The organism is Marinobacter sediminum (genome assembly GCF_016820575.1).
GTDB lineage: Bacteria > Pseudomonadota > Gammaproteobacteria > Pseudomonadales > Oleiphilaceae > Marinobacter > Marinobacter sediminum.
The window spans coordinates 1,212,261-1,231,706 of the sequence record NZ_JAEMQH010000002.1; the positions used below are offsets into that span (position 1 = coordinate 1,212,261).

18 protein-coding genes and 1 tRNA gene are annotated in these 19,446 nt (G+C 55.8%); 1 reads left to right on the top strand and 18 read right to left on the bottom strand.

Annotated elements, in window-relative coordinates; all coding sequences use genetic code 11:
- Positions 1 to 40: 40 nt before the first annotated feature.
- Both cysE and trmJ read right to left on the bottom strand, forming a co-directional pair.
- The gene (cysE, locus tag FGO67_RS12265; protein ID WP_203300945.1) at positions 41 to 817 is read right to left on the bottom strand and encodes a serine O-acetyltransferase; all 777 of its coding nucleotides are present in this window, start codon (positions 815 to 817) and stop codon (positions 41 to 43) included.
- Positions 810 to 1,685: a tRNA (cytosine(32)/uridine(32)-2'-O)-methyltransferase TrmJ gene (gene trmJ / locus FGO67_RS12270; protein WP_203300946.1), complete on the bottom strand. Its 876-nt coding sequence runs from the start codon at positions 1,683 to 1,685 to the stop codon at positions 810 to 812. The genes cysE and trmJ overlap by 8 nt, the downstream gene beginning before the upstream one ends.
- A 184-nt stretch (positions 1,686 to 1,869) precedes the next feature.
- Here trmJ and FGO67_RS12275 point away from each other — a divergent pair, with 184 nt between their 5' ends.
- Positions 1,870 to 2,670 carry an inositol monophosphatase family protein gene (locus tag FGO67_RS12275; RefSeq protein WP_203300947.1) on the top strand — a complete coding sequence of 267 codons (801 nt, stop codon included), beginning with the start codon at positions 1,870 to 1,872 and terminating at the stop codon, positions 2,668 to 2,670.
- A gap of 75 nt (positions 2,671 to 2,745) precedes the next feature.
- Here the strand turns inward: FGO67_RS12275 and secF are convergent, their stop codons facing one another.
- The 16 genes from secF to flgC form a co-directional block, all read right to left on the bottom strand.
- On the bottom strand, positions 2,746 to 3,699 hold the full coding sequence (secF, locus tag FGO67_RS12280) for a protein translocase subunit SecF (RefSeq protein ID WP_203300948.1): 954 nt from the start codon (positions 3,697 to 3,699) through the stop codon (positions 2,746 to 2,748).
- Positions 3,692 to 5,566, bottom strand: a complete 1,875-nt coding sequence (secD, locus tag FGO67_RS12285; protein WP_203300949.1) for a protein translocase subunit SecD — start codon at positions 5,564 to 5,566, stop codon at positions 3,692 to 3,694. The genes secF and secD overlap by 8 nt, the downstream gene beginning before the upstream one ends.
- Positions 5,567 to 5,648: 82 nt before the next feature.
- Positions 5,649 to 6,011 carry a preprotein translocase subunit YajC gene (yajC, locus tag FGO67_RS12290; RefSeq protein ID WP_041338799.1) on the bottom strand — a complete coding sequence of 121 codons (363 nt, stop codon included), beginning with the start codon at positions 6,009 to 6,011 and terminating at the stop codon, positions 5,649 to 5,651.
- A gap of 41 nt (positions 6,012 to 6,052) precedes the next feature.
- Complete coding sequence (gene tgt, locus FGO67_RS12295; protein WP_203300950.1) at positions 6,053 to 7,174, bottom strand: tRNA guanosine(34) transglycosylase Tgt; 1,122 nt, start codon at positions 7,172 to 7,174, stop codon at positions 6,053 to 6,055.
- A 14-nt stretch (positions 7,175 to 7,188) separates the two neighbouring features.
- A complete protein-coding gene (gene queA, locus FGO67_RS12300; protein ID WP_203300951.1) occupies positions 7,189 to 8,292 on the bottom strand; it encodes a tRNA preQ1(34) S-adenosylmethionine ribosyltransferase-isomerase QueA in 1,104 nt (367 codons plus the stop codon).
- Positions 8,293 to 8,430: 138 nt separating this feature from the next.
- Positions 8,431 to 8,517 (bottom strand) — tRNA-Leu (locus FGO67_RS12305).
- 85 nt (positions 8,518 to 8,602) lie between these two features.
- Positions 8,603 to 9,826, bottom strand: a complete 1,224-nt coding sequence (flgL, locus tag FGO67_RS12310; protein WP_203300952.1) for a flagellar hook-associated protein FlgL — start codon at positions 9,824 to 9,826, stop codon at positions 8,603 to 8,605.
- Between the two features lie 43 nt (positions 9,827 to 9,869).
- Complete coding sequence (gene flgK, locus FGO67_RS12315; protein ID WP_203300953.1) at positions 9,870 to 11,900, bottom strand: flagellar hook-associated protein FlgK; 2,031 nt, start codon at positions 11,898 to 11,900, stop codon at positions 9,870 to 9,872.
- 5 nt (positions 11,901 to 11,905) lie between these two features.
- The gene (gene flgJ / locus FGO67_RS12320) at positions 11,906 to 12,901 is read right to left on the bottom strand and encodes a flagellar assembly peptidoglycan hydrolase FlgJ (protein WP_203300954.1); all 996 of its coding nucleotides are present in this window, start codon (positions 12,899 to 12,901) and stop codon (positions 11,906 to 11,908) included.
- 8 nt (positions 12,902 to 12,909) lie between these two features.
- Complete coding sequence (locus FGO67_RS12325) at positions 12,910 to 14,007, bottom strand: flagellar basal body P-ring protein FlgI (protein ID WP_203300955.1); 1,098 nt, start codon at positions 14,005 to 14,007, stop codon at positions 12,910 to 12,912.
- Positions 14,004 to 14,705 carry a flagellar basal body L-ring protein FlgH gene (flgH, locus tag FGO67_RS12330; protein ID WP_203300956.1) on the bottom strand — a complete coding sequence of 234 codons (702 nt, stop codon included), beginning with the start codon at positions 14,703 to 14,705 and terminating at the stop codon, positions 14,004 to 14,006. The genes FGO67_RS12325 and flgH overlap by 4 nt, the downstream gene beginning before the upstream one ends.
- A gap of 3 nt (positions 14,706 to 14,708) precedes the next feature.
- A complete protein-coding gene (gene flgG, locus FGO67_RS12335; protein WP_203300957.1) occupies positions 14,709 to 15,497 on the bottom strand; it encodes a flagellar basal-body rod protein FlgG in 789 nt (262 codons plus the stop codon).
- Positions 15,498 to 15,579: 82 nt separating this feature from the next.
- Complete coding sequence (locus FGO67_RS12340) at positions 15,580 to 16,332, bottom strand: flagellar basal body rod protein FlgF (protein ID WP_203300958.1); 753 nt, start codon at positions 16,330 to 16,332, stop codon at positions 15,580 to 15,582.
- A gap of 75 nt (positions 16,333 to 16,407) precedes the next feature.
- Positions 16,408 to 18,261: a flagellar hook protein FlgE gene (locus FGO67_RS12345; RefSeq protein ID WP_203300959.1), complete on the bottom strand. Its 1,854-nt coding sequence runs from the start codon at positions 18,259 to 18,261 to the stop codon at positions 16,408 to 16,410.
- 27 nt (positions 18,262 to 18,288) lie between these two features.
- The gene (locus FGO67_RS12350; protein ID WP_203300960.1) at positions 18,289 to 18,966 is read right to left on the bottom strand and encodes a flagellar hook assembly protein FlgD; all 678 of its coding nucleotides are present in this window, start codon (positions 18,964 to 18,966) and stop codon (positions 18,289 to 18,291) included.
- An 18-nt stretch (positions 18,967 to 18,984) separates the two neighbouring features.
- Complete coding sequence (flgC, locus tag FGO67_RS12355; protein ID WP_203300961.1) at positions 18,985 to 19,434, bottom strand: flagellar basal body rod protein FlgC; 450 nt, start codon at positions 19,432 to 19,434, stop codon at positions 18,985 to 18,987.
- Positions 19,435 to 19,446: the final 12 nt, after the last annotated feature.

Here is a 19,446-nt window from a genome sequence, read left to right on the forward strand (position 1 = left end):
AGCAGCGAGTATGAATTGACCTAGTAAAACAGTCAAGTATTCACCCCCGGGTGCCATCGCTGTCGTCACGCACGCAATCGAAGTCTTCTTCCTGCAACGGTGGCAAAGCGCCATTCTGGTATTCGCTATTGACCTTACGCAACGCCTTGCACATATTCTCGATCCGGTCGTCCACTGCGTGCATGTGGTCCAAAAGCGATCGCATAGCCCGGGCAACCGGGTCTGGCATTTCCTCGGTTACGCCGTACGCGTCGAAGCCCATTCGCTCTTCCATTTCCTTGCGCCGCTGATCGTCCTCACCCTTCGGCTTCACGATGATCCGACCCGGAATCCCAACCACCGTTGCACCGTCGGGAACCGCCTTGGTGACAACAGAATTCGACCCCACCTTGGCTCCTGCGCCCACCTCGAAAGGTCCGAGAATCTTGGCGCCAGCACCGACCACTACGCCATCACCGATAGTGGGATGACGCTTACCCTTGTTCCAGCTGGTGCCACCCAGGGTAACCCCCTGATACAGCGTAACGTCGTCACCGATGATGGTGGTTTCGCCGATGACCACACCCATGCCGTGGTCAATGAAGAACCGACGGCCAATGGTTGCGCCCGGATGGATCTCGATTCCGGTCAACCAGCGCGCGATGGTGGAGATCGTGCGGGCAAGCCATTTCAGCCCCAACCCCCATAGCCAGTGGGAAAACCGGTGGAACAGCAGCGCGTGTAGCCCCGGATAGTTAGTCAGGACCTCAAACGTGTTTCTGGCCGCGGGGTCGCGGTGGAACACGCTGTTGATGTCTTCCCTTAAACGCTCAAACATGGCCATCTTCCTGTCCCGTAGCCTTCGCTTCGGCCTCGGTTGATTTGCTGTTATCTCCGGCGCGATCTCCGGTACCTACGGCCTTTTGCACCGACGTCAGTACGCCCCTGAGAATGTTGATTTCCATCTGATCCATCCTGGCGCGCTGAAAAAGACGGCGCAGGCGTGTCATCAGCTGGCGCGGGTTATCCCGACGGTGAAACTCAACATCAACCAGAACCTGCTCAAGGTGTCCGAAAAAGCCTTCAACATCATTGACCGGCGCCGGCGGAACATCCCAGCCGGGATCGCCCGGCGCAGTCATCGGCTTTAAATAGGGGCTACCCTCACCACCTTCAAGACCTCGCAGGTGATGCATGCGCAATTCATAGCACATGACCTGAACTGCCATCGCGAGGTTCAACGAGCTGTAGTCAGGATTCGACGGGATATGAATGTGATAATGACAACGCTGCAGCTCGTCGTTACTGAGTCCGTGATTCTCGCGACCAAACACCAGGGCCACGGGCCCGTTTACCGCATTCTCAGCGGCTGCGACAGCGGCTTCTGGTGGCGCGATCACCGGCCAGGGCACCTTGCGTCCACGAGCACTGGTGCCCATCACCAGGGAGCAATCCCCAAGCGCGTCTTCCAATGACGACACTACCTGAGCGCGATCGAGAATATCCGAGGCACCGGCGGAGCGGGCATAGGAAGTTTCGTCAGGGAACGAATTCGGGTTCACCAACCACAGATTGCCAAGCCCCATGTTTTTCATGGCGCGGGCCACCGCACCAATATTGCCGGAGTGAGACGTCTCGACCAGAACAATTCTTATCTGATCTTCAAATGTATCGGTGCCTTCGAGAGGAAGTGCCGGTTTGTGCATTGCGAACAGGCCCAAGCTGAGTGAATAGTGGTTAAAATGATACCAGAAACAGGGCACCCATCGCCCCTCCCAAGATGCCCTAATCCATTGCTATCCGTGCTATTGCTAAGCCAAAAAACATACAAGAGGGGTGATCTTTTGCTATGATAGCCGCCCTTCACACACCCGGATAACGAACACTCAGATGCAACCAGCTATAAAAATGGCCCTGCGCGTCGCGCGTCAGGGGTCCGATTATTTGAAAGCCCATTTTGAGCGCCAAGAACCCACCGGCAAGGACGACGCTGAGCGTCGGCGACAGCTGGAACGGGTCGAGCAGTCGATTTACGACAATTTTGCGGAGCAACTCGAAAAGGCCTACAAGGACCACAGCATCGCGCCTCTGAATGAAGCGAATGCGGGTGACAGCGAAAAAAGCTGGCACGTCTTCACGGTTCTCGGTCGCGAAAATTTCCTTCGAGGCATCCCGGAATTTGCTCTGGCCCTGGCGCAAAAGCGCAACAACCGCACCGAAAACCTTCTGGTGATCAACCCGGTGACTGGCGAGGAATACTCGGCCAGCCGTGGTCACGGTGCAGCGCTTAACAGCCGTCGGGTTCGCGCCTCTGAAATCAAACACAGCAAACAGGCTGCTATTGCCACCAACCTGCTGGATCAGGCCCGCAAGAATGAAGACGCGCAACTGTGGGGCGAAATGGCCTCAGTCGTGGCCAGCGAATCAGCCATGTTCCGGACATCAGGCTGTGTGGTTCTGGACATTGCCCGCGTCTCAGCCGGCAGCCTTGATGCCGCGATCATCTTCCGTCCCGAAACAGTGGACCTTGACCTGGGCGTGACCCTGGCCATGGAATCTGGCGCGTTGACCGGCGACTTCTCAGGCAACCCCTCTACCGGTGGTGCCCGTCAGCTCGTCGTAGCCAACCCCAAACTGTTCCGGGAAGTACTGAAAGTACTACACCCGTTCCGGGGACGCCTGCCGCGCTAAGCGGTTATTAAGGCAGCCACAAAAAAACCGCCACCCCTGAGGGATGGCGGTTTTTTTTTACGCCTGCAATACGGATTACATGCGGTTCAACCACTCCGGCGGCTCTTCCTCTTGCTCATCGGTAGCGGCACCTTCTTTCGACGGCAGCGCGAGATCTTCCCGCGACACACCGAACGCTAACAGCAGGTTTGCCGACACGTAGATGGAGGAATAGGTACCCACCACAACACCGATGATCAGCGCCAGGGCGAAGTTATTGATCGCCTCACCACCAAACAGGTACAGCGCAAACAGCACCACAAGTGTGGTCCCGGAGGTGTTGATGGTCCGGCTAATCGTCTGGTGAATCGAGGTGTTTATGATATGCCAGGAATCACCCACCCGCATCTTACGGAAGTTCTCACGGATGCGGTCCGCCACCACGATGGTGTCGTTCAGCGAGTAACCGATGACAGCCAGCAGTGCCGCCAGAACGGTCAGGTCAAAGGTCCACTGGAACAATGAGAAAACACCCAGCACGATGATGACATCGTGGGCCAATGGCAGCACCGAGGCAATACCGAACTTGAACTGGAAGCGCATGCCAACGTAGATCAGCACCACAGCGAGGGCGAGCAGCAGACCAAGCCCACTGTCTTCCCGCAATTCCTCACCTACCTGAGAGCCGATGAACTCTGAGCTCACCAACTCAAGGCTTGCGCCGTCAGCCTTCAGGGCCTTAGTGACCTCAACTGCCAGTTCATCGTTGCCTGCCTCGGCCAACCGCACCAGCACAGTAGTGTCGGCACCGAAGTTCTGCACGACAAACTGATCGTATCCCGCGGCATCCAGGGTGGTCCGGATCTCTTCCAGAACCGGAGCCTCAGCGTATTCAAACTCCACCGACGTACCGCCGGTAAAGTCCATGCCGAGATCAAGCCCCCGAACCGCCAGAAGCACCACGGAGGCAACCAGCAACGCGATGGAGAGAACGGAAGCGATCTTCCGGAACCCCATAAAATCAAATGGTTTTTTCTCGTGCTCAGACATTTGCGAGCTTCCCTCCGATCGACAACTTCTCGATCTTGCGACCGCCATATACAAAATTCACGATGCTGCGACTAACCATGAGGCCGGAGAACATCGACGTCAGGATGCCCAGGCACAGGGTCACTGCGAAGCCTTTAACTGGGCCAGAGCCCATGGCAAACAGAATGACGGCGACCAGCAAGGTGGTGATGTTGGCATCGAAAATGGAAACGAATGCCCGTGAGTAACCTGAATTAATGGCCGACTGCGGTGGCAGCCCTGCCTTCAGCTCTTCACGTATCCGCTCAAATATCAGGACGTTGGCGTCTACAGCCATACCGACCGTGAGTACGATACCTGCGATGCCTGGTAGCGTCAGCGTGGCCGACAGGATCGACATGCAGGCAATCAACAGCATCAGGTTAAGCGACAATGCCACGTTGGCGATGAGACCAAACCCGCGGTAGTAAACCAGCATGTACAGCAGTACCAGACCAAAGCCAAGCGCCACCGACATTACACCGGCATTGATGTTCTTCTGCCCAAGGCTTGGCCCAATGGTTCGCTCCTGCACGAAGTACATGGGCGCAGCCAGGGCACCGGCACGCAACAGCAGCGCCAGCTCCGCCGCTTCCGGAATGGAGTCCAGACCGGTGATACGGAAGCTGCTCCCCAGCGCCGACTGAACGGTAGCCAGGCTGATGATGCCCTTCTCTACCACGCGCTTGTCGACCGACGTCAGTTCGCCATCGACCATACGGTTCTCGGTTTCTGTGCGGAACTCGATAAAGAGTACCGCCATCCGACGACCAATAGCGTTGCGGGTGGCGCGATTCATCTGGTCGCCGCCCACGGAATCCATGGTGATATTGACCTGAGGCTGACCGTTCTCATCGAACGCCTGCTGGGCATTGGCGACGTTGTTACCGGTGGTAATTATGTCACGCTCAAGGCGGGCTGAACGCTGGCGATTATCACGAAAGCTGAACTCTTCGACTTCACCCGCTGAAGCATCCTGACGGGCCTCCATGCGGAACTCCAGATTCGCGGTTGCACCAAGTACCCGCTTGGCCTGGGCAGTATCTTGAACACCAGGCAATTCAACGATGATCCGGTCAGCACCCTGACGCTGAACAAGCGGCTCGGCAACACCCAACTCGTTAACCCGGTTACGGATAGTGGTCAGGTTTTGCTCGAGGGCATATTCCTGGATGGAACGTACCTCTGCTTCAGACAGCGACAGCACGATCTGAAGCTCGCCATCAACAGTGCGCTCGTCCATCAGAAACTGGCTGTACTGATCGCGAATCAAGTCAAAGGCTTCGCTGCGACCTTCTTCGTCGCGGAAACTCAGAACGATCTGGCGATCACCTTCCAAATCGCCACCGCGATAGCGGATGCGCTCTTCACGCAGATCACCCTTGATCTGGCTGGACAAAGCTTCAAGGCGCTGATTAACCGCCGTAACCATGTCAACTTCAAGCAGGAAGTGAACACCACCGCGCAAATCGAGGCCGAGCTTCATCGGGCCCGCGCCAAGACTCTTCAGCCAGTCGGGGGTGGACGCCGCCATGTTCAGGGCAACCAGGTAGTCGTTGCTCAGAGCGGACTGAACAATTGGACGAGCCTGCAGCTGGTCATCGCCATTGTTGAGGCGAATCAGGGCATCCCGATCCTGAAGCGTACTGCTTTTAACCTCGATTCCCTCGGATTCCAGCGCCTTTACAGCACGATCCAGAACGGTTGAGTTAACTTCGGTACTGCTGCGGGCGCCAGTAATCTGAATGGCGTGATCGTCGGGGAAAAGATTGGGCAAGGCATAAATAAACCCGATCACAAGGGCGACCAGGATAACCAGGTTTTTCCAAAGCGGATACTTATTCAGCATGGGATCCCTTTTAGCCGGCCCATCGGGCCGGCCTTGGTGTTTCAGCCAGAAAGAATCAGTCCGTCCGGTGCCGGACTCCGGCTCAGATGTCCTTCAGTGTGCCCTTCGGCAGTGCTGCCGCAACAGCCACTTTCTGCACCTTGATTTCAACATTGTCGGCAATTTCAACAACGATGAAATCGTCAGTGACCTTGGTGATCTTGCCGGCAACGCCGCCAGAGGTAACAACCTCATCACCTTTGTTCAGGCCAGACATCAGGGCCTTGTGCTCTTTCGCGCGCTTGGACTGCGGACGCCAGATCAGGAAGTAGAAAATCAGGATAAAGCCGGCAAAAAAGATAACCTGACCCATCACACCCATACCCTGGGCAGCGGGATCCTGTGCCAGAGCCAGTGTGGGCATCATTGCCAAAAGGCCGGCTACGAGCAACTTAATAGATTTCATTGAATATCTCCGTTGGTTTTACAAAAGTGTTTTACGAATAATCAGGCACTGCCCATCGGCGGCACTGTCTCGCCGCGCAGAGCATAGAAGTCGGTTACAAAGTCGGACAATGTACCTGCTTCAATGGCGCCACGCAATCCAGCCATCAGGTTCTGGTAGAACCTCAGGTTGTGGATTGTGTTGAGCTGTGAACCAAGCATTTCTCCACATTTATCGAGATGATACAGGTAACTCCTCGAAAAATTCTGACACGTGTAACAGTCACAACGCTCATCCAGCGGAGCGGTATCGTGACGGTGCCGCGCGTTCCGGATTTTCACAATTCCGGTTGAGGTAAACAAATAGCCATTACGAGCATTCCGGGTTGGCATGACACAGTCGAACATGTCCACGCCGCGGCGAACCGCTTCCACGATGTCTTCCGGACGCCCTACTCCCATCAGGTAGCGCGGCTTGTCTTCCGGTATCTTGGGCGGCAGGTGGTCCAGAATGCGGATCATGTCCTCTTTGGGCTCACCCACGGACAGCCCGCCAATGGCATAGCCATCGAAACCGATGTCGGTCAGACCCTCAAGCGAAACGTCCCGCAGGCCCTCGTACATACCGCCCTGAACAATCCCGAACAGAGCTGCCGGATTGCCTTCGTGCGCCTTTTTGCTGCGCTCTGCCCAGCGGAGCGACAGCTCCATGGAGTCTTTGGCCTCCTGCTCGGTTGCCGGATACGGCGTGCATTCGTCAAAAATCATGACGATGTCGGAACCAAGGTCACGCTGCACCTGAATGGCAATTTCCGGATTCAGCTTTACCGGCGAGCCATCGACCGGGGAGCGGAATGTAACGCCCTCTTCAGTGATCTTTCGCATCTCGCCCAGACTGAAGACCTGAAAGCCCCCGGAATCGGTCAGAATCGGGCCTTGCCACTGGGTGAAATCATGCAGATCGCCATGGGCTTTAATGACTTCGGTGCCCGGACGCAGCATCAGGTGGAAGGTATTGCCGAGAATGATTTCTGCCCCGATACCGTGAATATCACGGGGCAGCATCGCCTTGACGGTGCCATAGGTGCCGACAGGCATGAACGCTGGGGTTTCGACAGTGCCCCGGGGAAAGCTCAGCCGCCCGCGACGAGCGCGACCATCTTCCCCGAGTTTTTCAAATGACATAAAACAGGACTGACTCAAAGTGATTCCCCGTTGGTATCAGAGCTTGAATCGTTTGTGGTGCCAGCTGGTCCGAGCAACATCCCGCGACTCGGCTCCTGGCAAGTGATGAACATTGCATCGCCGTAACTGAAGAAGCGGTATCGTTCGGCCACCGCCTCTTCGTAGGCATCCATAACATTCTTGTAGCCCGCGAACGCGCTAACCAACATGATCAGCGTGGATTCCGGCAAATGAAAATTGGTGATCAAGGCATCGACCATCTCAAATCGGTAACCCGGGCTGATAAAGATGTCCGTCTCACCTCGGAAGGCTTTCAGTCGGCCTCCCCTGCTCGCGGATTCCAGTGAGCGAACGGAAGTAGTCCCCACAGCAATGACACGGCCACCCCGTGCCCGGGCGCGCTCCACGGCGTCCACCGCCGCCTGCGGAACCTGCACTACTTCGCTGTGCATCACATGGTCTTCGATACGATCAACACGCACTGGCTGGAACGTGCCAGCACCCACATGCAGGGTAACGAAGGTCGTCTCAACCCCCAGGTCCTGAATCGTTTTCAGCAGGGCTTCATCAAAATGCAGGCCCGCAGTGGGTGCGGCAACGGCACCCGCTTCTCGGGCGTAAACCGTCTGGTAACGCTCGCGATCCGTGCTCTCGTCCGGGCGATCCACGTACGGCGGCAATGGCATATGACCAATGCGCTCCAGCACCTCAAGCACGGGCTCGGCAGACTCACAAACCAGAGTGAACAGTGCCTCATTCCGGCTCGCCATACACAGGTTGGTACCGTCCTCAAGAATGACCCTCTGGCCTTCTTTCAACGCCTTGGATGCCCGCACGTGCGCGATGATTTCATGTTCACCGGTCACCCGCTCTACCAGGATCTCCACCTGGCCACCGGTTTCCTTTTTACCAAACAGGCGCGCCGGGATTACCCGGGTATCGTTGAACACCAGCAGATCGCCGGGCTGTAGCAGGTCAGGAAGATCCGCAAAGTGCCGATGGACGGTTTTGCCTGACATCCCATCCAGACACAAAAGGCGGGAGGCCGTGCGCTCAGTCAGCGGATATCGGGCGATCAGCTCGTCCGGCAATTCAAAGTCAAAATCAGAGACGTTCATAGGAAAGGACTGTCAAGACGCAACTGCGGTTGTGAAAAAGAGAACGGAATTTACCACGGAATGGAACTCGCCTGAACAGCAGGAGCAATTATTATGATTTTGCGAGAGTGTCAGAGCGAACCAGAACACCTGAAAAGGTGGTAGCGGCGGGCGGACTCGAACCGCCACGGGTTTTACCCCAACGGATTTTGAATCCGTCGTGTCTACCAATTTCACCACGCCGCCAGCAAGATGAGATGGGCGATTATACTGAGCTTGCCCATGAAATCAATAACTCATGCGGACAGATCACGCCCGCTCGAGTAATTATTTAAAGCCGGTCGAACAACGACAGCTGCGACACCTGTGCGAAGGACTGCTGTGCCGCCTGCAACACGAAGCTCTGGAAGCTCAAATTGCTGATGGCTTCGGCGTAATCCACGTCCTGCAATTCCGAGCGGATTTGGTTGGTGTACACCGAGGAATCCTCCAGAAAATTCTTGGTGGACTCTACGGCGTTCATCCGGCCACCGAGCTCGGTTTGCTTGAGGATGATACTTTCCTGGGCGCTGTCGAGATTGGAAAGCGAATCGGCGATTAAATCGTCGTAGTCAGCCTGCCCGCCCACCGCGGACTTGTCGATGGTCTCTAAGCCCGAAATGAGGTTCTCTATTGTTTTAAAGACTGACTGCTTATTGCTTGTATTAAGAACAAATTCGTCATCAACGTCACCCGTTATCTCAAATTCCATACCCTCCTCTACGAACGTCTGCGGGCTTCCAGCTGTATAAGGATTCTGTAAAACCGTGGATGTCGTACCGTCACTGGCTCTAACCTGAAGACCACCGATCCCATTGTCCTCTATACGGACGGTCAGAACTTTAGGAGAGAAATTGTTTAAATCATCTTGATCATTGACTGACACAAATGAAATAGCGGCCGTGCCGCTTTCATTGTTTAGAACTTTTGTCCGGAAAGACGCATCAGCACTTGTGACGTCGGCGAAGATACCCTTGCCATGGTCACTGATCGGCACAGTTACGCCGTCATCGATTTCAAGGACTCGCTGCCCCTCGTCGCCATTGTAGCCCCAACTACCGTCACTCCCTTGCACGAAAGCGGGCTGAGAACCCTGGAACCCACTAAATATATACTCACCCGACGCATCTCGCGTATTGGCAACGTTCGCAAGCTGCCCCAGCCGCTCCTTGAGCTCGGACGCGATTGATTGCCGATCATTCGCCGACAATGATCCATTACCTGCCTGCACGGTCAGCTCTCGCACCCTCTGGATAATGTCAATAGAACTTTCCAAAGCGCTCTCTTCTTGAATGAGTCGGTTGTCCGCCAGATTCACATTACGTTGGTAGGTTTCGACACGAGAAAGCTCCTGATCAAGCTTCAGAATCCGCGCAGCGGCAACGGGGTCATCCGACGGCTGGTTGACCCGCTTGCCGGTGGAAATCTGCTGCTGAGTACTGTTCAGGTTGCTGTTCAGATCCTGGAGGCGGTTAATGCCACCGGAAAAAATTTGTTGCGATGAAATACGTATCATCTCAAATCACCTCACGCTGCCATTGCGACCGTTACCAGTTCCATCACCGGAAACTCTGTAACAGCGTATTGAACAAATCCTGAGCCACGGACATAACCTGCGCCGAGGCATTGTATGCGGCCTGATACTGAATCAGCTTGCCGGCTTCCTCATCAAGGTTTACGCCCGACACGCTCTCACGTTGATTGGTCGATTGTTCCAAAAGCGTTTTGCCCGCATCCAGATCCAGCTGGCTCTGGCGAGTTTTCACGCCAACATCCTCTACCAATCCAGCGTAGCCTTCGGAGAAACTCTGGTTTCCGCCATTCAGCGTATTCGCCGTTCCAAGCGCTGCAAGACGCTCTGCATTGCGGTTATCGGAAACGCCATTTGCGTTATAGCTTATGGAGAAAGTATCGCCCACTGCAGGCTGACCAGTGATACGGAACTGATAACCTTGATAATCGCTCCCTGCGCTCGGATCGTCCGAAAAAACCGTGTTGGCGATACCAGCTTGATAGACTTGACCTGGCGTTCCGACCACGGCGCCGCTGGAATCTGTAACCGTAAATGTCAAATCACTGCCGCTCTGCGCAAAGGCTATCGTCAATGGGCCGTTGGCTAGCGTTCCTGCGGTCTGGAACCCAGGTAAAAGAGCGTTTGTATTGGGGTTACGGACGTTAAGCATTGTCCCTTGATCAATCTTTCCCGTGCCTGAATTGCCAGGATCCGTCTCCGCTCGAATTGGACTAGCGAACGCAAGATCTTCCTCCCGGTCAACCTGCAGGCTGATACTCTCAGCCGCATTCCGGCTTGGTTGAATCAGGTATTTATCACCCGCATTAAAGGCACCACCCTCCACCCGGATGTTGAAGCCCGGCATAGAAATTTCGGATTGGACCGGATCCGGAAGGCGGCCCTGATTAACCGTCTCTCCGGTCGCCTTGTCGATCAGCTCAAAGTTACGGCCATCGCCACTAAATTGCAGCGTATAGCTGTCCGCAGCCAACACTGAGCTGTCCGTAATTTCGACGGCCAGCTGTCCCGTCTGGGGTTGCTGATTATTGCCATTCGCAACAACGCGGCTACGTTGGGCCGCTTGCGAGTTGATGTCGCTGAAGAATAGCCCGCCCAGCTCGCCTTCCAGATCCATGCCGATTTCGTGCTGATGATTCATCGTGTCCGACAGGGCAATGGCAATCCGGCCCAGTTCATCAAAAGCTGGTTTGAGCGCTTCGTTATCGAAACGACGAAGACCACCCAGCTTGCCGCCGTTGATCTGCTCGTCAACATTGACGACCCGGCCACCATTGGAGAGTGTGAAGGACAACCGAGTCGGATCCTCTGAGCTTTCCTGAGTGCCGAACTGAGCAGCATTGTTACCCACCACGAGGGACAAGCCGTTGCTCAATGAAACATTAACTTGGCTACCTTCAGTTTCGGACACCTTGATGCTGACCAGTTCTGACAATTGCCGGAGGTTCTCGTCTCGCTTGTCCAGCAGCTCGTTCGGCATTTTTCCCTGGGCAATACCAGGCGACTCCGAGATGGCCAGGTTTAATTCAGCAATACTCTTGAGCAGTGTGTTGGCGTCTTTCACACCCTGCTGCATCTGGGTCTTTACCGATTCCCGCTGCTGAATGAATTCCTGATTCAGCGCCTGAAACCGATTCACAACTTGCTGCGCTTCACTCAACACCAACTGACGCTGAGGCAACGACGTCGGATCTTCGGCGGCGTTCTGCAATGAAGCGAAGAAGTTGTTCAGCGCGTTGCTCAAACCTGTGGACTCACCGCCCAACAGGTTGTCCAGCCGAGTCAATTCGGAGTTCAGCGCTTCCTGCTCACCGGAAAGGGTGCTGTCTTCGCGAACCTGCTGAACCAGGTACTCATCCGCCAACCGACGAATATTGGAAATGCTAACGCCGCTGCCAATAGTCCCAGCGCCCGTTCGCTGCCCGGTCTGGGTTTCAAACTGCACTTCCTGACGGCTGTAACCAGGCGTGTTCGCGTTAGTGATGTTGTTGCCGGTGGTATTCAAAGCCGACTGATGACTCAGAATCCCGGTAAGGCCAATACCCAGCAGTCCCGCCATAACCGTTACTCCTTAGTTCCACTGTCCATGGACAGTGTCATCAGTGAATCACGGCCCATGATCCTGCGGATCTTTTCACCGTAATTGGGGTCAGTCGCGTAGCCTGCTTCCTGCAGCTTGTCGGCAAAGATCTCCGGCTGGTCGGCTACGGACAACACGTCTCGGTAGCGCGGATTCGATTCCAGGAACGACACGTAATCACGGAAGCTGGATTCGTAGTCGGGATAGGCCCGGAACTGCGCCTGCTCTTTCAGGGGCAAACCCTCCCGGTATTCCGTGGTGGTGATGGTGACCGCTTCGCCCTGCCACCGACTGTCGGCCTTGATACCGAACAGATTGAAACTCGGCTGATTACCATCCCCCTTGATCATGTGCCGACCCCAGCCGGTTTCCAGAGCCGCCTGGGCCACCATCAGCTTGGGATCGATTCCCGAATCGGCAGCAATCCGTTCCGCCACCGGTAACAGTTCCCGAACAAAGTGGTCTGGCGAATCGAACTGCTCAGGCAGTGCTTTGGTTGCCGAAGGTTTCAGCGAGTGTGCTGTCGACGCTGCTTGCTTTGCCACTGCGGTAACCTGGTCCAGCTGTTCCGGCAATTTCGCCGACAAAACGGGCAAGCTGCGCTCGTAATCCGCCAGACTCGCCTTGTGAGCCGCCAATTTACCGCCATCGCTGGCCAGTCCGGGAGTCTGTTCACCAAGCTGACGAACCAGCGCTTCCGCAAGTCCGGTGCCCTGCCCCTTGGCCATAGTCAGGCTCAACTGGCTGTCGAACATGTCCCGGTAGAATTCAGACTGGCTGCTGTTCAGGTAATTGCCTTCCGCGAACACATCGCCGGCCTTGCGCATGGATTTCAGCATTTCCGACAGGAACAGGCTCTCGAACTGGCGCGCCACCTCTTCCAGGGCCGCCTGCTTGTCAGTGCGAGCCTGAGATTTCAGCGCATTCAGCCCGTTGAAATCGGTGTAAACCTGAGCCTGTTGAACCTGATAGTCCTGCATCACGACACCTAGATCACAATCAGCTCGGCGCGCAGAGCGCCGGCCTGTTTGAGGGCTTCAAGCACCGCCATGACATCCCCGGGTGCCGCACCTACCTGATTCACTGCCTGAACAATGTCATTCAGGGTCACTGCCGGCCCAAACTTGAACATCCGGGCGGGCTCTTCGGTAATGGCAATTTGGGAATCCTGCTCCAAAGCCGTCTCGCCCTGGGCCAACAGGTTAGGCTGAACCACATTCGGGTTCTCCTGAATGGTGACGGTCAGGTTACCGTGGGTCACCGCGGCCGGGCTGACCTGAACATTCTGTCCAACCACGATGGTGCCCGTACGGCTATTGATCACCACCTTGGCGGCATCCTGGGCGGGATCGACATTGATATTTTCGAGGATCGACAAGAAACTGACCCGCTGGGAAGGATCCCGGGGCGCCCGCACCGAAATGGAGGTGGCATCGTGGGCGTAGGCCATGTCCGGGCCCAGGTGACCGTTAACCGCTTCCACCACACGGCGAGCCGTGGTGAAGTCCGGACGCAACAGATGGAAGGTGATGGTGTCGCCCTTGGTGAACGGCGATGCCACTTCCCGCTCGATGGTTGCGCCATTGGGAATCCGGCCCACACTAGGAACATTGACGGTGATGCGGGAACCATCCTGGCCCTGGGCACCAAAACCGCCAACGACCAGGCTGCCCTGGGCCATGGCGTAGATATTGTTATCGGCGCCCTTCAGCGGAGTCATCAGCAACGTGCCGCCGCGAAGGCTATCGGCATTGCCAATGGATGACACGGTGATATCCAGTTCCTGACCGGTCTTGGCAAAGGGCGGCAAAGTCGCGCTGACGGTAACCGCCGCCACATTCGCCAGGTTCGGATTCACGCCCTCCGGCAGAGTCACACCGAACTGGTTCATCATGTTTCGGAAGGTCTGATTGGTAAACGGAGCCTTGTCACCGGTACCATCGAGACCAACCACCAGGCCATACCCCACCAGCTGGTTGTTCCGTACACCCTTGATCCGCGCCAGATCCTTCAGGCGATCCGCCATCACCGGTGCGGCACAAACCGTCAGCATCAACGCCACAGCCAGAAGCTTTTTCAGGCTCATAACGGCCACCACTCACTGTTAAAGAAACGCGCAACCCAACCCATCTGGTTGGCCTGGTCAAAATCACCGGTACCACCGTAAGCAATACGGGCGTCGGCAATGCGGTTGGAGGCAACAGTATTGTCTGGCTGAATGTCCTGCGGCCGCACCAGGCCCGTCAGACGGATGTATTCGTCGCCATTGGTCAGCGACAGCCACTTCTCGCCCCGGATACGCAACACGCCATTTGGCAGCACTTCAGTCACCGTAACAGTGATGTTGCCGGCCAGACTGTTGCTCTGGTCCGCCTCGGCGGAACCTTCAAAATCCCGTTCCTGATTGAGCGCGGTGTTGATGCCGAAGTTGCTTTTCCCAAGAATCGTTGGCTCGGGCAAGCTGATTTCGGTGTCTTTGGTGATGCTGGTTTCGGCGTTCTTGCTCGCCCGTGTGGACTCTGCAAGCGTAATGGTCAGCACATCCCCCACGTTCAGCGCGGTGGTGTCGCCATAGAAGTTGTAGTTGCGGGAACTCTGAAAGATCGCCCCGGAATTCGGGTCTTTCTGCATCATGGCCTGCGCACGCACTGGCGCATACTGGGGATCGTCCGGAACCGCCCTGGGACGGCTCATCGCGGTGCACCCTTGGAGCACGATCAAAGCACCGACCAGCGCCAAGGTAGGCACTCGATCAAGCAGGTTGGTTCGGAGGACGTGTGTCATAACTTAACCAATATTGTTGGTGATGAACTGAAGCATCTGGTCGGTAGTGGACACGACCTTTGAGTTCATTTCATAGGCGCGCTGGGTTGTTATCATATTGACCAACTCCTCAACCACCTCAACGTTGGAGGCTTCCACAGAGCCTTGCTCAATGGTGCCGAGACCGGCCAGCCCGGGCTCGCCTTCGGTCGGGTCGCCGCTTGCGTTAGTGGCCTTGAACAGGTTGTTACCAATGGCCTGCAGCCCTTGCGGGTTGATGAAATCTACCAGCGTGACCTGACCCAGATTGACCGGAGCAGCCTGGTCATCGGTGATCGCAGTAACCGTGCCATCCTTGCCAATCGTGACGGTCGTAGCGTTCTCCGGCACGGTAATCGCCGGCTCCAGTGCATAACCGTCCGGGTTCACCACATCGCCATTGGCGTTGAGTTGGAATTGACCATCGCGGGTGTACGCCACCTGGCCATCCGGCAACTGCACCTGGAAAAATCCACGGCCGTTTACGGCCATGTCCAGTGGTTGCTCGGTCACCTGGAGGTTGCCCTGGGAGAACTGCTTGGCCGTACCAACCACGCGAACACCGGTACCCAGTTGAAGGCCCGAAGGCAATTCCGAGTTCTGGGTGCTCAAACCGCCCGGCTGACGGTTGATCTGGTACAGAAGATCCTGGAACACGGCACGGTCTCGCTTGAAACCGGTGGTATTCACGTTGGCCAGGTTGTTGGAAATGGTGGACATGTTGGTGTCCTGTGCGCTCAACCCGGTTTTGCTGACCCAAAGTGCTGGATGCATGTTCTTTCTCCTTGCCGGATGACTGTCGAAGCGGCCAAGTTTTGCCGCTTTCAGCCCACCAGGCCGTGGTCTTCAATCGTTATTAAAGGTTCTGCAACAGCCGTGCCGCCGCTTCGGAATTTTCTTTGGCCGTGCTCATCACCTTCACCTGCATCTCGTACTGTCGGGACAGCTGAAGGTTGGAAATCATTTCCTCAACGGCGTTCACATTGGAGCTTTCCAGGAATCCCGTGGCCACTCGCAGGTTCGCGTCAGGAGGCTCAACTCCATCAATGGCCTGGTCCGGTTTGCGTCGCATGAAACCATCCACCCCCTTCTCCAACGCGCCCGCCGGTGGATTCACCAGCTTGAGCCTATCGACTTCAACCAGCTCATCAGGAGCGCCGCCAACAGGGACAATGGATACGGTACCGTCGGCACCAATCTGAACGTTTTCGAATGGGGGAAGTGCGACCGGGCCGCCATTGCCGAGCACCAGCTCGCCGTCGGCAAGGCGCATCAGGCCGTTTACATCAACTTGGAGACTACCGGAGCGCGTGAAAACCTCTTCGCCAAGATTGTTCTGGATCGCAAGCCAGCCATCACCTTCCAGGGCAACATCAAGCTTCCGTCCAGTTTCCATCAGCGCCCCGGCCGACAAGTCCGAGCCCGGACGTTCGGTCATGGCATAGGCACGGGTTGGATGATGCTCGCCGTAAACCGGCATGCTGCGGGCCTGCGCGAAGTCTTTCTTGAACCCTGTGGTACTGACGTTAGCCAGGTTATTGGCGTGGGCACGCTGGCCCAGCATAGTTTGCTTGGCGCCAGACATACCGAGATAGAGGGCTTTGTCCATGGGAAAACTCCTGCCGGAATTTTGACTGTTTCCAGTCTTCCTGCAGGAGTTGTGCCATGTTTATCGCTTTAGGATTTAGCGAAGATTGATGATGGTCTGGGTAACCGCATCAGAGGTTTCAATGGTCTTGGCGTTGGCCTGGTAATTGCGCTGGGCAATGATCAGGTTCACCAGCTCGGCCGACAGGTCAACGTTGGATTCCTCAACAGAACTTGCCTGGATGGAGCCAAGCGTGCCGGTATCCGGTGCGCCAAAAATCGGCTGGCCAGACTCGAAGGTCTCTACCCAGGAGGTATCCCCTACCGGCGACAGGCCGTTTGTGTTGTTAAAGGACGCCAGAGCCACCTGACCTAGCGACTGGGATTGGCCGTTGGTGTAGCGGGCGAAAATAACGCCGGTATCTGAGACATCCAGTCCCGAAAGACGCCCGGTTGTGTAGCCATCTTGCTTCTGGTCATTAACCCCGAAAGATGCTCCAAACTGCGTTGTACCACCCAGATTTATCACAAATGCGGAGCTGGAAGGCGGCTCAGTAATTTCAGTCACACCCGCTCCTGGGGGGCCGTCCGCACCATTAGCATCTCCATTCGGGTCCTTTGGCGTCCAGCCCGTGACAAAAATTTCCCCGCTAGGATCACCATTAACTGATTCCAATGAGCCATTCTGATTGAAAGTTGCAGTAAACGGCTGTTGACCCGAGCTGATATCAGGAACCATCTCTCCATCTATTTCTACGTAAATCGACCATTGGCTTTGGCCAACGCCATTGCCCGGCGCAGGATCTTTTACAAAAAACTGCGTCAGCTCGTGAGAGTTACCGAGGCTATCGTAAACCGTCGTTGATGTAGCGTGGTTATAAGTTCGCTGATCCTGCGGATCAAATTCATTAGTTACAAATGGCGATACGTCAGTGCCCGATGTTGAAAGGAACAAAGGCGTGCCACCTGAACCGTCATCCACTGGCGGGTCAATATCACGCCCTAAAGTAATTGATAGGGCGCCGGTCTGGCTCACCGCCGGGCTAGACCCGTCTTGAAATAAAATATCACGTCCTTGGCTCTCGATTAGCTGAAGCTCCCCGCCAACATCACTCGCAAAAACACTATCAAGGCTACTGTTATTTATCTGATCAATGAGAGATTGAAGTGGCGTTTGCGTTGACGAGGCGGAGGCTGTAAATGATTCGCCTTGAACCGTGTAGGCTCTACCATCAACGATAGCAGGGGAAAACGTAAATGTTGTGCGTGCAGAGGCACTGACATTCTCCACTGAGCCTAAAAGACCAGCGACATCTGCGGCGCTGCTATTAGCTGGGATATTTACAACGTTAGTAGAGCCATCAGCTTGGGTAAATCTGACTGTCTCAGCAGCGTATTGATTGTCAGGATCGGGCTGACCAGTTTGAACATTGGTCCCCCGCACCTCCAATACCGGTTCCCTGGAATCGAGGTTCAGGTCCGAGACAAGATTAGTAGTCCGGCGTGGCGCCAAATTATCACTATCGATCTGAAGATCTCCGCGAATCCCCGACAAATTACCGTTATCGTCTGCGGTAAAACCCTGAACTCGCATGCCTTGATTGTTGGTAACGAAGCCATCCTTATCGATACCAAACTGCCCGGCCCGCGAATAGCGGGTCTCGCCACCGTTATTCAGGATGAAAAAGCCATCACCGCTGATCGCCATGTCCAGGCCGCTGTCCGTAAAGCTGACATTGCCCTGACTGAAAGACTGCTTAACGTCCTGAACCCGCACGCCGTCGCCCACCGGGCTATTGCCCGCACCCAGAAAGCCACTGGCATAAAGATCGCCAAACTGCGCCTTGCTGCCTTTGAAACCGACGGTACTGGCGTTGGCAATGTTGTTGCCGGTAACGTCCAGATCCACCGATGCTGCCCGGAGGCCACTGAGCCCTGTATTAAATGCCATGATTCACCCCTTGGTCTGACACCGGTATTAGTTGATTTGTTTGACGTCGGACAGGGCGATCGAGCCCATACCCGCGAGATTCAATGTCACTGAACCGCCCTGGCCCAGGGAGACGCTATCGACGTTGGCACTAACCATGGTCGACAGTTGTTGCTGGCCTTCCGGATAAGATGCCTCAGCGACAATCCGATAAGGGCCTGGCGGCAATTGATTGCCGTTGCCGTCCTGGCCATCCCAGCTGAAGGACTTCACGCCCGCCGGACTGCTGCCCAGGTCAATCTGACGCACCAGTTCGCCCTGCTGATTCTGAACCGAAAGCCGCAGGCCGCCGGTGGATGCCGGCACCTCAATGGTTCCATCTACCACGCCCTCGGCGCCCAGCAACCCGATCTGAGACGGTGCAAGCACGCTCTTGCCCACCATGGCCGAGGCCTGCAGTGCCTGGGTTGAGCGGAACTGACCAACCACGTCGTCGACATTGCCGGATAGCTTCTGCATTTCCTCCAGCGAACTGAACTGGGCCAGCTGGGAGATAAATTCGCCGTTGTCCTGGGGCTCCAGCGGATTCTGGTTTTTCAGCTGGGCCAGCATCAGCTCCATGAACTCGTTTTTGCCGAGCTCACTGTTACCCTCGGCACCGCTTTGTTGCTTGAGCTGGTATTGGCTCAGAACATCGGAAGCGTCTGTTGCGTTAATTGCGCTCATTGCGTGCTCCTCACCAGATTACTGCTGACCCAGCGTCAGAATGCGCTGCATCATGGATTTGGCGGTGTTCATGATATCCACGTTCATTTGGTAACTGCGCGAGGAGGACATCATGTCGGCCATCTCTTCCACCACGTTAACGTTCGGGTAGAACACATAGCCCTCTTCGTTGGCCGCAGGGTGCTGTGGCTCATAACGCATCTGCAGATCGGCCTGGCTCTCAACCACACCCTCCACACGAACCCCGGCGCCAGGACCCTGCTGCCCACCCATTCCAAGGCTTTGCTGATCCGGGTTAAGCATGGACTGCTGGATGGCGGCAAAAACCGGCTTGCGTGCCCGGTAGGTTTCTTCAGTGCTGGAACTGGCGGTTTCAGCATTGGCAATGTTGGAAGCCGTGGTGTTCAGCCGCAGTGACTGAGCGGTCATACCGGACCCGGCGATGTCAAAAATGCTGCCTAATGACATGTTGTCTCTCCT